The sequence below is a fragment of the Paenibacillus amylolyticus genome, assembly GCF_050990605.1.
GTDB classification, from domain to species: domain Bacteria; phylum Bacillota; class Bacilli; order Paenibacillales; family Paenibacillaceae; genus Paenibacillus; species Paenibacillus amylolyticus_H.
This window is the reverse complement of record NZ_CP158832.1, coordinates 5,233,208-5,247,595: the sequence shown is the minus strand read 5'-3', so window position 1 is coordinate 5,247,595 and position 14,388 is coordinate 5,233,208. Positions and strand designations below refer to the sequence as shown.

Sequence of the window (14,388 nt, the reverse complement as noted above, 5' to 3'; positions counted from 1 at the left end):
CCTGATTATGGATTCACTCAGGAGTAAGATACCCTTTTTTGTATCAATATATGTTCATTCAGCGAAACTAGCGTTTCATGTTACTGCTGTGTCCTGGGGACAACTTGGCGTCTGGGTCGAAGTATACCTTTGCATTGTTGACGGCTGTTGGAGCTTCGCCGAATCCGACAGCGATCAGCTTCAATTTACCCGGGTAAGTTGTGATATCCCCTGCAGCGAAGATTCCTGGAATGGATGTTTCCATGCGGGAATCCACAACGATGGAATTGCTGTCAATTTCGATGCCCCACTCGGCAATGGGTCCGAGAGAAGAGACAAATCCGAAGTTAACGATTACGTCATCTACTTCGATTTCCTGAGTTTCTTTCGTTTTCACATGGGAGAGGGTTACCTTGGTAATGGTGTCATCCCCATGAAGTTCCGTGATTTCGGTCGGTGTAACGACATTCACCTTGGAATTCATCAGGTTTTCGACACTGTGCTCATGCGCACGGAACTTGTCCCGGCGATGGATCAGCGTCACTTGCTCAGCGATAGGCTCCAGCATGAGTGCCCAGTCTACCGCGGAGTCACCGCCGCCACTGATCAGTACTTTTTTGCCAGCGAAGGCATTCAAATCACTGATGAAGTAGTGCAGGTTGCTCTTCTCGAACTTGGCAGCACCTTCAAGTTCCAGGCGACGTGGTTCGAATGCACCTACACCAGCTGTAATGATAACGGCTTTGGCATGATATTCATTCTCATCCGTCTTCACGATGAAATGTTGTTCTTCCTTTTTCTCCACCGATACAACCTTTTCTTCAAGGCGAATGTTTGGGTTAAAATGACTCATTTGCTCAATCAGGTTATTCACCAGTTCCTGAGCGGTTACTTTCGGGAATCCGGCGACATCATAGATGTATTTCTCCGGGTAAAGAGCGGCAAGCTGTCCGCCAAGCTGTGGCATACTTTCAACCAGTGTAACGGATGCCTGACGCATCCCACCGTAAAATGCGGCGAACAGACCCGCAGGGCCTCCACCGATAATAAGTAAATCAGTCATATCATGACTGGAATTCTGTGCAGTCAAGAATCAACAACACCTTTCATATTTTAATAGGTAGTTAACAGGAAAAATGTGCAGGCTCGTATCGGAACCGGCATTGGTGCTGAACTGTCTTTCCTATTATAAACGGTGTATTCAGGGTTGCAAAGTTAGCGGCGTCACGAATCTGGGAACAATTGATGAAGATCAGATGAGAATAGGATGAAATTGGAAATGAAAGGTTATGAAAAATAACAAAAAAAACCTTGATCTTTACTAGAAATACAGATATCCTTGACCTGTACTATGTGTTTTTTTTGTCTAATTTAGAGTCAATATGTAATCTGAAGGCAGATCCCGTATTTTGTATAATCTTGTGGTTAATTTCACAACTTGAAACGATAACTTGCGTGGCAAACGAATCAATGGAATGAGCTATGAAATTGATGCAAACGTTTAAATAAATTCGCGAAGTTAACATTTGTCGTCATAATGGGCAAGACCTCATCAATATTTGTAAGTATGTGCATTTTGCATCTCAACCAAGATTGGGCTGATGCAAGTGAAACCGGAAGGGGTATAGACATGAGCAGTATTCCCAAAATCGTCATCCTCGGCGCGGGCTATGGCGGGATTCTGACAGCCCAGCGGCTGCAGAAGGAATTGAACTATAACGAGGCCGACGTCACATTGGTGAATCGGCATGATTATCATTATATTACTACACATCTACATATGCCGGCAGCCGGCACGGATACCATTGAGCATGCCAGAGTCCCTATTTCGAAGCTGATTGATGAGTTCAAGATTGATCTGGTCAAGTCTTCCGTGAAGGAGATTCGTCTGCAGGATCGGAAGATTATTCTGGAGGACGGTACGTTATCCTATGATTATCTGATTATTGGACTAGGCGGTGAGCCTGAGACCTTCGGTATTCCGGGTATGCTCGATCACGCCATGACAATCCGCAGCATTAACTCGGTCAGACTGATTCGAGAGCACATCGAATATCAATTTGCGATGTACAAAAACGATAACAAACGAAATCGTATTCGGTTTGTCGTAGGAGGAGCGGGTTTCAGTGGTGTTGAATTCGTAGCTGAACTTGCAGATCGTATTCCACAGCTGTGCAAGGAGTTCGACGTGAATCCGAAACACGTGCATATCTATAATGTAGAGGCAGCACCTTCGGCCTTGCCTGGATTTGACCCGGAACTGGTTGAACATGCGATGAACGTGCTGAAGAAGAAGGGCGTCACCTTCAAAATCGGTGTTCCAATCAAACAATGTCTCCCGGATGGGGTTATTGTGGGAGAGGGAGAAAAGCTCGATGCTGCCACAGTAGTGTGGACCGGTGGTATTCGTGGTAACTCACTGCTGGAACAGGCAGGTCTTGAAGTGATGCGTGGACGTGTGAAGGTAGATGATTATCTGCGTGCCCCTGGACATGAACATGTTTATGTCATTGGTGATAATTCACTTGTCTTCAACGCGGAAGGACGGCCTTATCCGCCAACAGCCCAGATTGCGATGCAGCAGGGTGTGAACTGTGCCAAAAACGTCGTGGCATCCATTCGCAAGAAACAGCCGCAACCTTTTGTATTTACGAGCAAAGGAACGGTTGCTTCATTGGGTAAAGGTGAAGCCATTGCTGTTGTAGGCGGCAAGAAATACAAGGGCTGGAAAGCGGCTCAGCTGAAGAAGCTGGTTGATCTGCGTTATCTGTTCATCATAGGTGGTATTCCGCTAGTGCTGAAGAAAGGGCGGTTTTTTGGATGAGACATTGCAGTGTTCAGGTCCGGGGATTATTAACGCGTGACGAACTGGATCGATACAACGCCCTCATGCAGGTTGGTGGTTATCTGGAGGAACAGGATCAGTATGATCTGGCCTACATCGTGCAGAAAGAAGTGGATATTCTCATTTTGCCCGCGATTGAGCGGCTTAAAGAGAAAGGTCGTGACCGTGACCGGGCCACAGCCGAATTCCTCGAATCACTGAAAGCGGTTGATGAAGAGGACGAGGATTAGAGACAAACCTTTCAATCGCTGTTATCCCCAGATTTTTTTTGATTCCCTTTTGTTATAGGGAAAATCCGGTGATAGCGTATGCTTCCTATGCTGCTTTCTTTCAGAAAGCTTTTAGGCGAAGTGGATGCTTTCGAAGTAGCTTTCTTGCAGAAAGCGTGTAGCTTCGCTTTTTCAGGTTTTTTCTGTCCTTTCCGTTTTTGTGTAAATAAATAGTTCAAACAATATAGATCTGAATCAAGCTTGAGGTAGTAGAATATTGATAGATAAAAAAGCACCGCAGACAGTATCCTTTACAGGAGATGTCGCGGTGCTTTATTGTGCGTTGCATTATGTTTACAGCTTAAGCATGTCTTCCAGTGTTCCTTCGTTCAACAGACTTCCCACATAAAACGAGCCGAATTCGCCATAACGAGCGCTAACTTCATCGAAACGCATCTCATAGACGAGTTTTTTGAACTGAAGTGCATCATCCGCAAACAGCGTAACGCCCCATTCCCAATCGTCGAAACCAACAGAGCCGGTAATAATCTGTTTCACTTTACCTGCATAGCTGCGACCAATCATGCCGTGACTGCGCATCATGGTACGACGCTCGTCCATGGACAGCATGTACCAGTTGTCATTCAGCTCACGTTTTTTGTTCATCGGATAGAAGCAGATATATTGCCGTTGTGGCAGAACAGGTTTCAGGCGGGCGATAATCTCCGGATTCTGCATCGGGTCTTCGCCTTCTTTGCCAAGGTAGTTGCTCAGTTCCACTACACTGACGTAGGAATAAGACTTCGTTGTGTATTGGGCAAACATCGTTTTGTTAAACGCGTTCTCAACAGCCTTCAGATCTTCCAGCGTTTCACGCAGGTGCATCATGACAAGATCTGCTTTTTGACCTACAACCGTATACACGACTGTACTTCCTTTGGATGAATCCTCGACTTCTTTCCATTCTTTCCAGAATTCCTGAAGCTCGTCCAGTGCTACAGCACGTTCTTCATCATCTGCTGCTTTCCAGGCGGCCCAGTTAATCGAGCGAAAATCATGCAGGGCATACCAGCCCTCCAGTGTTGATGCGGCTTCGTTCATTGGTTGTGTTCCTCCTGCAAGGTATATTTCCAAATCCCTATAAGAGGTTGTTCAAAAAGTCCGCACTGAAAACCGGTCTTTTTGAACACGCACTATAAGGGACGGGTGAGTGCTTTATCGTTTACATTGTATCCCAACATGAAGCAGAAGGGCAAATGAACAGTACATGAATATAGGGAAATTTGTCCAGAAAGTTCGTTGCTTCGCCACATTTTTTGCGGTACACTAACTACTATCCAGAAGTGAAACCCGAAAGTGTGAAAGAAGAGGTGAATGTCGCCCGATGCAATTTATACCTGTGTTGGTATTAATGGTATTATTTTTTGTTATGATGTTTGGTATCGGTTTCATTCTCAACATGCTGATGAAGACCACCTGGTTTCCTTCCTATCTGTTCATCATTGTAATTCTGCCTGTTGTTGTATACTCTCTATGGGATCATTCCTCGTCTCTGATGTCACATCTGGGTTCTTTCCAGCTTGTGGACTATATGACGGGCGTAGCGGGACTGGCTGGTGCGGTGATCAGTGGCTGGACGATCCAGAAGTTACGTCTGGGTGGGTACAGAATGTTTTAGATGGTTGGAACGAGGTAACACATGCCACGTAATTGCGTGAAAGTCTTGTCTTTGTCGTAAACGCTTACGATTACAAAGGGAAGGCTTTTTTGCTGTTTATTTATATTAGAAGGATTATTGTACACATGTACTTCATATACATCTGGAGAACATTCTCTTTAGATATTTCCTTGTATTCTGTGGCTATAGCTTTTATAGTATTCTAGCGGCTCTCGACATTTTTATTTTAAAAATTTGCTGAATTCGGCGAAAACGTGAATGATGTCGACCTAGGACGAAACGGAGCGAGAACAGGCCGTCTTTTTACCTGTTTTTGAACATTTGAGGATCAGACATTTATGATAGAATAGATAAACATACATTTGGGGAGAAGGAGATCAGGCTATGCGCATGAAGAATCTGCACCATTATACTGAACATCATCGCTACTGCGTATACAGGGAGTTTGGACTTAGCGCCCTGGATGACCGTATGCTTATAGGAGCATATCAGCCCATGGTAGGTGCTTTTGCGGTTGGCTTGTATCGGCTGTTGTTTCAGCATCTTCCCGGTGAACAGGTCGGTTATTCGCCGCTTGAACAGCAACGGAGGCTGTTCATGACGCTTGGCTTGGAGCCAAGCGAGAAAGGGCGCAAATATCTGGTAGAGCAGGCATCCAAGCTTGAAGCGGTGGGACTGCTTCAGACTTCACGACTGTATATACCGGAAAATGATGATTACATCTACGAATATGAGCTGCAACCGCCGCTCTCGCCGGCAGAGTTTTTCCGGACACAGCATTTGACACTGCTGCTTCGTGACAAGATAGGCAAATTCGCCGTCCTTTCCCTGCGTTCCGGTTTTTCGGCAGTGGAAAATGGGGATGCACCTTATCCTGCAGCCAATAAAGAGAATATTTCCGTTCCCTTTTACGATATATTTGAATTGAATACCCATGTGATTGATTACGAGTTGGAGCAAGCTTTATCGGAAGTATCCACTACGGCTCAACGGACAGGCACGAATGATGCAGCGGAAGAAAACAGTTTGAACTATGCGGACATTATTTTGCGTTTTCCGCGGGAGTCGGTCAATCGCCGTTATGTAGAACAGTTACGGTTCGATCATGAACAACTGGGCATTGTGAATTATGTCGTGAACAAGTTTAACCTTAGTGTGCAGGATGTATGCCGTCTGCTGGATGAAGATGATATCTTCAGTCCACAGGGCCAGCTGATTCTGGATGATCTCCAGCATAAAGCGAGTATGCAGTTCAGACAGACGAAGAAGCGTCATGAGCAGCAGACCGTACAGGCGGCGAAGGTTGTAGCACTGAGACAGCATATGGAGGAGCCAGAGCGCAAAGAAGACTCCAGTGAACCACCTGTTGAGCATGGGGTACAGATGGAATATTACGTCGAAGTGCCTCCGCAATTTATGACCAAGTGTGATATTCATCAGTACAATATGATGTTGCGTAACGAGCCATATACCCGCCTGCTGCAGACATTCTTCCCTGGAGCAGTACCGGACAATCTGATTGATATATTTGAGAAAATTGATCTGAGTTACAAGTTGCCGGGTGAAGTCATTAATGTATTGATTCATTATTTGATGGCATTACTTGTATCCGGCGGCGAACAGCGAATTAACCGTAACTTCGTGGAGGCCATTGCCTCCAACATGTTACTCAAGCAGGTGAACTCCTACGAGAAAGCCGTGCAATATATCCGCGATCAGGCCAAGGTCAAAGGCAAACAGGCTGCTGGTGCAGCTGGAACCCGTACCCGTACATACGGCAAAGGAACCAAAGCTAAACCCGAAATTCCGATTGTACAAGACATAAGCACCGATGGGGATGCCGTATCTGAGGAAGAGTTCGAAGAGATGATGAGATTTGCCCAGCAGATGCAGGCGAGTAAACAAAAAGGAACTTCATAACTCCCTGACATAGAAGAAGTGCAAGTCCACTTTCACCCCAAAAAAGATCCATTCGCCTAATTACTTTGCGAGTGGATCTTTTTTGGGGATCATGCATTTTATGTTATGACATGTCTATACCTCTAAACAGAAGATGTTTTTTCGATGGATCTATTCACGGGTTAGTGGATGTTCTAATTCTGCATGACCCATTAAACTGTCGGTTGCATCTCCGTCAACAAGCAAGTCAATACTGGTTACTTCATCGAACTGAAAAAAGGTTCCTTTCAAAGCATCGATCGCTAAAAGCTCTCCGCCAGACCCTAATCTTGCTTCATCGGGAATATGCACATCCAGCGTTAATTTCCCTTGATCAAAAGTAGCAGAAAGGAGTTCAATATTACTCCACAATGGAATGAGTTCGGTTTGATCACTACTTTGAAGGGCCGCATAGGTTTTACTGTATTTTTCGGAGTCATCTTTGAATGTAATTTCCTTCTTATGTTGCTCTACTTGTAATAGTTGATCATCCGCGTAAAAAACCTCAATTTCCTGAGATTCTTCATTTTCTTCGCTCGGGTTAGTTATTGGTGCTGGTGTTGTACTTGCCGGATCGGAACCCTGCACTGGACTAGTGGAAGGAGGTTTGGTACCACAGCCTACTGCCAGTATGCTTATGGCACAAATGGTGATAGCCAAATAGAATCTTTTTTTCATAGAAGCACATCCTCTTAAATTATTCACTGCCCTATAGCTTCAAATACTCTTTTATCCCATCCACAATGGCTTGTGCCGCTTTATTTAGATTGGTTTCCGACATCATGGCCTCCTCCTCAATCTGGTTACTTAGGAAACCGATTTCTAGAAGAACCGCAGACATCGTGGTTTCTCGGATGACCTGATAGTTTCCGTTCTTAACGCCACGATCATTAAATCCCAAGGCATCGATCAGATTTTTATGAATGAGGGTCGCTAGTGCTTTACTACTCTCCCGTTGGTAATAATACGTTTCCGTTCCCGATATCTGAGGAGCAGCAGGGACACTGTTACCGTGTATAGATACAAACACATCTGCATTGAGATCGTTGGCAAGTTTGACACGTTCCGGTCGTGTAGGGTAGACGTCCGTTTCCCGAGTCATCATTAATTCTATGTCAGGTTCATTTTCTAAAAGAGCCTGTACTTTTAGGCCTAAAGCAAGGGCAAAATGTTTCTCGGGTTGCTTGGTATAACTTATTGTACCTGGATCACTTCCTCCATGTCCCGGATCAATAACGACGATTTTTTTGCCGCTGTTCACAGGAGTTGCAGGTGCGGGTGCAGGTTCATTTGCCATACTTAGATCCAGGATAAATTTGCCGGCGATTGTCTGTTGTGTGTAATTCACCGAACTTATATTGTTTAATTCAATTACAATTCGAACCTGAGGAGGATCATTTTTGAAAAGAGAATAACGTATATCAGTCACACTTGGGAATTCGTTAACATCCAGTCTTCCCATGGATCCTCCAGAGGGGACCTGCCCCATATTTCCGAAATTGGTGGATGGGAAATCCACGATAATTCGTTCGGGATTTTTAAGTGTAGATATGACTGGAGCAACTTCACGGTCTAATGAGACGACGAGTTGATTATTGGCATACGTTATATCATGAACCAGGTTAGTGGCTGCATCATTTCCATGAGAGGGTGAAGCTGGTTGTGAACCATTATTGCTGGTTAGCGTAACAATCTTGTCTTTGTTATTCCAGCCCACTCGCAGACCCATCTCTTCACTAACAAAACGCAGAGGAACAACAACCGTATTCTTGATCATTTGTGGAGCGATATTAAGTTGGACGGTGTTGTTTTGGACTGTAGCTTGATCCTTCCCAACGGTCAACGAAATTGCAGTGGAAGCTTGTTCGATATTTACATTTTGTGTTTTTTGGTTCCATTTCACGTTGAATTTTAAATTCTCAGCGACGACTCGAATAGGAATCATAATATTGCTTCTTACATTGACGACTTCAACATCATTAGGTAAAACTAGCTCTTGGCCATCTAAAATAATTTTAGTTTGATGACTGGCTGCATGGGTGTGCATGGGAATTAGCATGAGTAGTAGCATACTGAAAAGGAACAGGATAATAGATTTCTTCATTTTACACCTCGGTTATCATTTGCGTAGTACTAGACTCCTAACGGGGGAAAAACCAATCACCTCCTGTTTCTTTGATGAAAACCCAAATTTACTATAATATTCTGTTCACTAATATGAACGCTACAAACGACATAAAAGTCGTAAAGAAAATGTGTTTTTTATTTATCTAATTTAAACCACTGCTGAAATTCGTTCTGGCTAATTTTTTTAACCGGTTTAACTTTGCTGCTTGCTGTATTGTATCTAAAAAGTGCCCGAGGGAAATGAACAAAACGGTGTGGCTGATAAGTGAAATTAATCCGAAGGCTCCGAAATGGATTAGGCAAGGGATTGGTGGATATGAAGCCAAGGGGATGACTTAGGACTTTATTGAGGGTACAACGAAAGAGGCTATTCAACATTTAGCAATCCCAACGTTCGAACAATTAGATAACGATACGTGGGATTTCGATACGATGAAGGGTTTTCAGTTCTCGTACCTATTCGTGGAGTTTGTTGTTCAACAATATGGAATAGATTCGTTAAATAAATTGATCCGTAACCCTCAGGATTTTAATGGTATCTTTCAATGTTCAGAGAAGGAATTGCATCAGAAGATGGTTGAATATATTAGTAAATGATCTATACAAAAGTGTATGTTGCCCGGGTTTGAACCGGGCTTTTTTAATTGACTAGATATGTGTTTTTCTAATGTTCAATACTCCAATTCATTAAGCTAACTAGCTTCAATTTTTAACTTTAGAAAACGGAGATTTGAGTTTAAAGAATTCCTTATATGACATTGGTTTTCGGCCAATCAGACGTTCAAGATCTCCAGACGTTTCCGAGAATTCTCCAGTGTTAATTCCTTGCACCCAACCTAATAAGAAGTCAGTCATAAAAACAGGTAAGCCATTCGCTACCATAGCGTCTATATATTCTTTTTCGCAAATTGCCTCATAAGGGATATTGATCTCACTAATCTCCGAGAGGGCTGCAGCGATGTCTTCGAAAGAGCTTCCCTCGCTGCCACTTAGAGAATATGACTTGTTTTCGTGCCCGTTTTGGGTGAGAACGGCTACGTTGGCTGCCGCCAAATCATCCAGAGATGCAGCGGCTACTTTACCGGAACCCTCTGGTACTCGCACGCCGACTTTAAGCGCATCTCCGAAATACGAATGCATGACTTCGAGATACGGTGGATTCCGTAGAATGGTATAGTCTAATCCGGATGCTTTAAGTGTTTGTTCAGCAAATAAGTCTGACATCGTTACTTCGGGCAAAATAAGATTTGAATTTTCTTTTCGTATGATCGACGTGAAGATCACTTGCTTAACCCCGGCTTGCTTTGCAGCAGCGATGACGTTGAAATGTTGTGTATTGCGATCGGTAAATGCTACCGCGGAAATGAGCATCACTTTTTCAACACCATCAAAAGCTCGTAGAAGAGAGTTATAATCAAAATAGTCGCCCTGGTGCGCTTCCACACCTTCTTTAATAAATCTTGCCACTTTATCAGATTCCGGATCACGGACTAATATAGCGACCTGACTTGACGGAACTTTTTTGAGAAGAAGTTCTAGCGTTCTGCTACCGAGATTACCTGTTGCTCCAGTAATAAGTATTTTCCCCATATTAACAACTCCTTTGAACGTCTATAAATACATGAAAATATTTGTTTTCACATTCTCATCTTGAAAACTTACCGTCTTACATTCGTCAGTGTACTACCCCATTCACCGACTGGTTCAAGCCAGCTTACGATTCTATCATCAATGAGGTTGGTACGCGCACCTTCATACTCAGCACGATAAGGTTTAGTAAGTTCATGTTGAATCCAACTTTCTCTTGTTCCTTGCCAGATCTCATAGATCACCACACACTCCTATTATCAATTTTTTAATTTTCTTTATATTACAAGGCTCATTATGTACCATGTAGCACTTTTAAAATAGTACGTACTTTTTGGTTATATAGTAACCAAAAAGTGATAATTGGATGAATAAGATCATAAATTGATATTTGAAATTATTCTATTCTACATGTAATCTCTGATATTCATCCTTGCTCAACGTCTTCTCTGCAAAGATCTGACCCCAATCACAAAGAGTTCGCAAAGCGGGTTCAAGTGACATACCCATTTCTGATATGGAATATTCCACTTTTGGTGGTACCTGATTGTACATTTTTCTTATAATTAAATTATTGCTCTCCAACTCCCGCAACGACTGGACTAGCATTTTCTGAGAAATTGTTGGTATGAGCCTTTTCAATTCACCAGTCCTTTTAGGACCTTTTATTAAGTAATACAGAATAAGAGGTCTCCACTTTCCGCCAATGACATCTAAGGTAATTTCAAGATCACAATAAAAAGTTTTCAATTAAGAAACACCATCCCTCATTTAATTCCCATTATTATAGTACATGTGTTATGAAGGCATCAAAATGCCTAACTAAGTAAGCAAGTAGGTAACGACAAAGATCGTCTGGCGGTAGATAGTGTTACCGGACGGTGATAGTCTGGATCTGACACGGGTGAGAGCGTTTTGTGTGCCATAAGCAATGATTGCTCAGCGGGTGGGTGCGTTCCTACAGGAACAAACAGCCCTTCAACTTCCTTTGGGAAGTGAAGGGCTGTACGTATCTCAACTAGCATACAGGCGTGCACGAAAATTAGAATTACCTCAAAATTGTCGTGGCTTGATTGCCTGCATAATCCTCAATGACCAGCTTCAAAGAGCTGTTGCTGGACGCTGGTGTGAAGGTCAGTTCACTCAGCTTTGTTCTTCCCCGAATGATATACGGGAATTTCTGCGAAACGTAAGTGACGCCGAATTCACGTGCTCCCCCATTTTCATAAACATAGATCTTATACCAGTCCTCCAAATCCGGCAGGGCGAGGGTGTATTTCCCATCTTTTACCGTGACCTTTTCCTTGGCGTATGGTGTAATCTGAAGATCTGCGAGCTGTCCGGTATGGGTTACCCGATTCTGCTCGCCAATGGCGATGTTCAGTACGTAATGCTCACCATTGGTCGGAAGTCCGGTCAGAACGGCAGAGGTTTTTCCTTTTTTGACCTGAAGCGACTTGGTGAAGGGTTCTTTCGTGTATTCGGTTTGTAGTGTGAGCTGAATTGACTCGTTGCCTTTACCTTTGTCTTTATCTTTGTCAGTATTCTTATCTTTGTCTTTGCCCGTTTCTTTCGCTTTCTTCGGGTTTTTCCAGCTTACGATGGCATCGCCGTTCTTTTTGAATTTCAGATCAATATTCTGAACGGCTGCATTCAGATCATAAGGCAGGACGGTTGCTTCACTCTCGGTACCATCTGCACCAACAGCACGGATAGACAGTTCACCAGATGGCTGTTTGAGCGATTTGATATAAAAAGTGGAATCATACACGCCGCCAACATAGGCACCATTTTCATATAAATTGTATTGCTTGACCTCTGAATAGTCCTTCATGTCCCATGTGACAACCAGTTCATTGGTGTTGGTCAGTGCTTTGGCAATATGGAATCCAGTCGGTGCATCCGGCACAGCCGCTGAACCGTCGAACATACGGATCTCACCAATGTTCATCTGATAGTTCTGAATGGTCTTACCGTTCGGGTCAAAGGACAATCCCATAGCAGCAATAGTCTTGCCTTGATATGCACTCAGATCCAGTGTAGCTGTCTTCCAGCCTTCCGTATGCTGGCCTGAATTAGGCACATTTACGTTGATCACGTTGGATGGATCATCTTCGAAGATTAACCCAACATGCAGGGAGGAAGAGTCACTAGTCGACGGCTTGTTATACGTCAGCTCCAGTTTGGATTGTCTGTTGACGGACAGGTTGGTCTTGTACAGGCGCAGGAAGTTCTCCGCGTTCAATGTACCGTTCACCACGAGTGAGCTACCGCCTTGGAATGCGCCAATGGATTCGTAGTTGTACCTTGCGCCTTTCTCATAAGATGGGCCATAATCAAAATCGACACTCAGCTTGTCGCCTTCGCTATCCATCCACCATTGCCAGGTAACAGGGATATCCTGAATGTTGATATTGGACCATTCCTTGTCGTTCGAGACGGCGCCGTCTTCATAATATTTCAGACCGTGGCCGGTATTGAAACTTGTCGCAAAATTAGAGCCGTTGATGACGGACCGCTCCGTAAGATATGCGGCAATCCCATCCCAGTTTGCACCGGAAGCATACACATCCGATAGATCGGCAGAAGCATTACGACGCGCATCTGTCGGGTCTTGATTCGGTCCAGACCACCAGGCACGATCGCGCACAAAGGTCATCCATTGGTACTTGTCCTCGGCTCGGTGATTGGTGCTGCCATCGCCCATCTCTTCATCCAGTGCGTTGTGGGTGAAATCAGCACCCAATGTGGCGATACTGTTCATGGGCTGACCGTTCTCATCCAGGTTATGGCGCAGGTCGTAGGATTGCTTCCAGCGACCGAATCTGTCATGACCACCTTCAACACCAGCAAATACGGTTTCCAGTGGATCAAGTCCCAGGCTAAGGGCATGATCACGGGAATCGCGGAGCATCTTGTGGTTCCATACATAGTTCAGGAAGATGGAATCCGAGACTCTGCCGAGAACGGAATCCTGAACAAAGGGGCTATTAAGGCTGTTAAATTGGTTCTGGTATTGAATTTTGCCTGTTGTATTGATGGTGGAATCATACCATTGAACGTACAGGCCCTTATCTCTTAGATATTTCATGAATTTTTTGTAGGAAGCGATATCCTCAGGGGCTACACCCCGGGCAACCTCTTCCTGATTGAAGAAGTATCCATCGTAGTTGTAGTACTCTGCCATCTCGGCAAGTTTCTCTGCTACAGGAAAATTGCCGTTTTCATCCTGGATCAGCATTTGTTTATAGGTTTGTGGCCCACGGTCATTGTCCGAGAAAAAGATGTTGGCAATGGACTTGACGCCATTTTTGTGGGCTGCATTGGTGTAGGCCGGATTCGGAATGTTCAAAATGCCAAACTCGAAGTATTTCTCCGTCCATTCCTTACTCGGGTCGTAAAGCTCCTCCGGTACTCTGGCAGAGGCCATACCATGCCAATAGCTGTAGTAGTCCGTATATTGCCAATAATTAAACAAGTACTGGCTGAATTCATTGGTATAAGGGGTGCTATCAAAAAAAGCATTGCCGTAATCACCACTCATCGTGAAGAGTTGGGTGTCCGGGCTAAGCTCAGGATATGCCTGTGTAGCAGCGAATGCTTCATTACGAGGCTGCAAGGGAACATGGGCACGAAGCAGATCACCATGGATATCACTTTCAGGTGTCCAGTTCAGAATCTGGGCTGAGGTGTAACCGTGTTGATAGGGCTGATTCACTCCTTTGGCACTTTCACCAGTGTAAGGGAGCGTGTCTCCGGCATAAACGGATGATGCAACAACTTGTCCAAGCAGAGCCGTAGTCAGGACCATGGCAGTGACCTTGGGAATGATGCCTTTCGGTTTGAGTTTGCGTGTCATGCTGTTCCTCCTTCAAGTGGAATGAATGGTTGGTATTCTTTTACACAAAGATAAAACTTATGGTTAACGATAGTGGATGAAAGCGTTTTTAAATAGGGTGAAATTAAAGAATCGCGAGTACAAACTAAAGAAAAGTTACAGGTGACAAGTTAATGTCAGAAGGCTA

At 44.2% G+C, this 14,388-nt stretch carries 12 protein-coding genes; 4 read left to right on the top strand and 8 right to left on the bottom strand.

From position 1 onward, the window contains the following. Positions 1-67: 67 nt before the first annotated feature. Positions 68-1,042, bottom strand: coding sequence for an NAD(P)/FAD-dependent oxidoreductase (locus ABTV53_RS23050; protein WP_433754328.1), 975 nt, complete (start codon positions 1,040-1,042; stop codon positions 68-70). 567 nt (positions 1,043-1,609) lie between these two features. Between ABTV53_RS23050 and ABTV53_RS23045 the strand changes: the two genes are divergently transcribed. Continuing rightward, entirely contained in the window at positions 1,610-2,803 is a 1,194-nt protein-coding gene (locus ABTV53_RS23045) for an NAD(P)/FAD-dependent oxidoreductase (protein WP_036605766.1), read from the top strand. Next, positions 2,800-3,054, top strand: a complete 255-nt coding sequence (locus ABTV53_RS23040) for a hypothetical protein (RefSeq protein WP_421891693.1) — start codon at positions 2,800-2,802, stop codon at positions 3,052-3,054. Before ABTV53_RS23045 ends, ABTV53_RS23040 begins: the two co-directional genes overlap by 4 nt. A 333-nt stretch (positions 3,055-3,387) precedes the next feature. On the opposite strand, the gene hemQ is transcribed toward ABTV53_RS23040, so the two are convergent. Then, positions 3,388-4,134, bottom strand: coding sequence for a hydrogen peroxide-dependent heme synthase (hemQ, locus tag ABTV53_RS23035; protein WP_062837936.1), 747 nt, complete (start codon positions 4,132-4,134; stop codon positions 3,388-3,390). A 283-nt stretch (positions 4,135-4,417) separates the two neighbouring features. Here hemQ and ABTV53_RS23030 point away from each other — a divergent pair, with 283 nt between their 5' ends. Both ABTV53_RS23030 and ABTV53_RS23025 read left to right on the top strand, forming a co-directional pair. Next, positions 4,418-4,711, top strand: coding sequence for a YuiB family protein (locus ABTV53_RS23030; protein WP_124117510.1), 294 nt, complete (start codon positions 4,418-4,420; stop codon positions 4,709-4,711). Positions 4,712-5,095: 384 nt separating this feature from the next. Beyond that, a complete protein-coding gene (locus tag ABTV53_RS23025) occupies positions 5,096-6,631 on the top strand; it encodes a helicase DnaB (RefSeq protein WP_433746912.1) in 1,536 nt (511 codons plus the stop codon). 150 nt (positions 6,632-6,781) lie between these two features. On the opposite strand, the gene ABTV53_RS23020 is transcribed toward ABTV53_RS23025, so the two are convergent. From ABTV53_RS23020 to ABTV53_RS22995, 6 genes are all read right to left on the bottom strand, one after another. Further along, entirely contained in the window at positions 6,782-7,327 is a 546-nt protein-coding gene (locus ABTV53_RS23020; protein ID WP_421891684.1) for a GerMN domain-containing protein, read from the bottom strand. 31 nt (positions 7,328-7,358) lie between these two features. Continuing rightward, a complete protein-coding gene (locus ABTV53_RS23015; RefSeq protein ID WP_433746908.1) occupies positions 7,359-8,753 on the bottom strand; it encodes an N-acetylmuramoyl-L-alanine amidase in 1,395 nt (464 codons plus the stop codon). A gap of 725 nt (positions 8,754-9,478) precedes the next feature. Continuing rightward, a complete protein-coding gene (locus ABTV53_RS23010) occupies positions 9,479-10,366 on the bottom strand; it encodes an SDR family oxidoreductase (protein WP_433746905.1) in 888 nt (295 codons plus the stop codon). 68 nt (positions 10,367-10,434) lie between these two features. Beyond that, positions 10,435-10,608, bottom strand: coding sequence for a hypothetical protein (locus ABTV53_RS23005; RefSeq protein WP_433746902.1), 174 nt, complete (start codon positions 10,606-10,608; stop codon positions 10,435-10,437). A 157-nt stretch (positions 10,609-10,765) separates the two neighbouring features. After that, entirely contained in the window at positions 10,766-11,113 is a 348-nt protein-coding gene (locus tag ABTV53_RS23000; RefSeq protein WP_433746900.1) for a winged helix-turn-helix transcriptional regulator, read from the bottom strand. Positions 11,114-11,411: 298 nt separating this feature from the next. Continuing rightward, positions 11,412-14,222, bottom strand: a complete 2,811-nt coding sequence (locus ABTV53_RS22995) for an endo-beta-N-acetylglucosaminidase (RefSeq protein WP_433746897.1) — start codon at positions 14,220-14,222, stop codon at positions 11,412-11,414. Positions 14,223-14,388 lie beyond the last annotated feature (166 nt).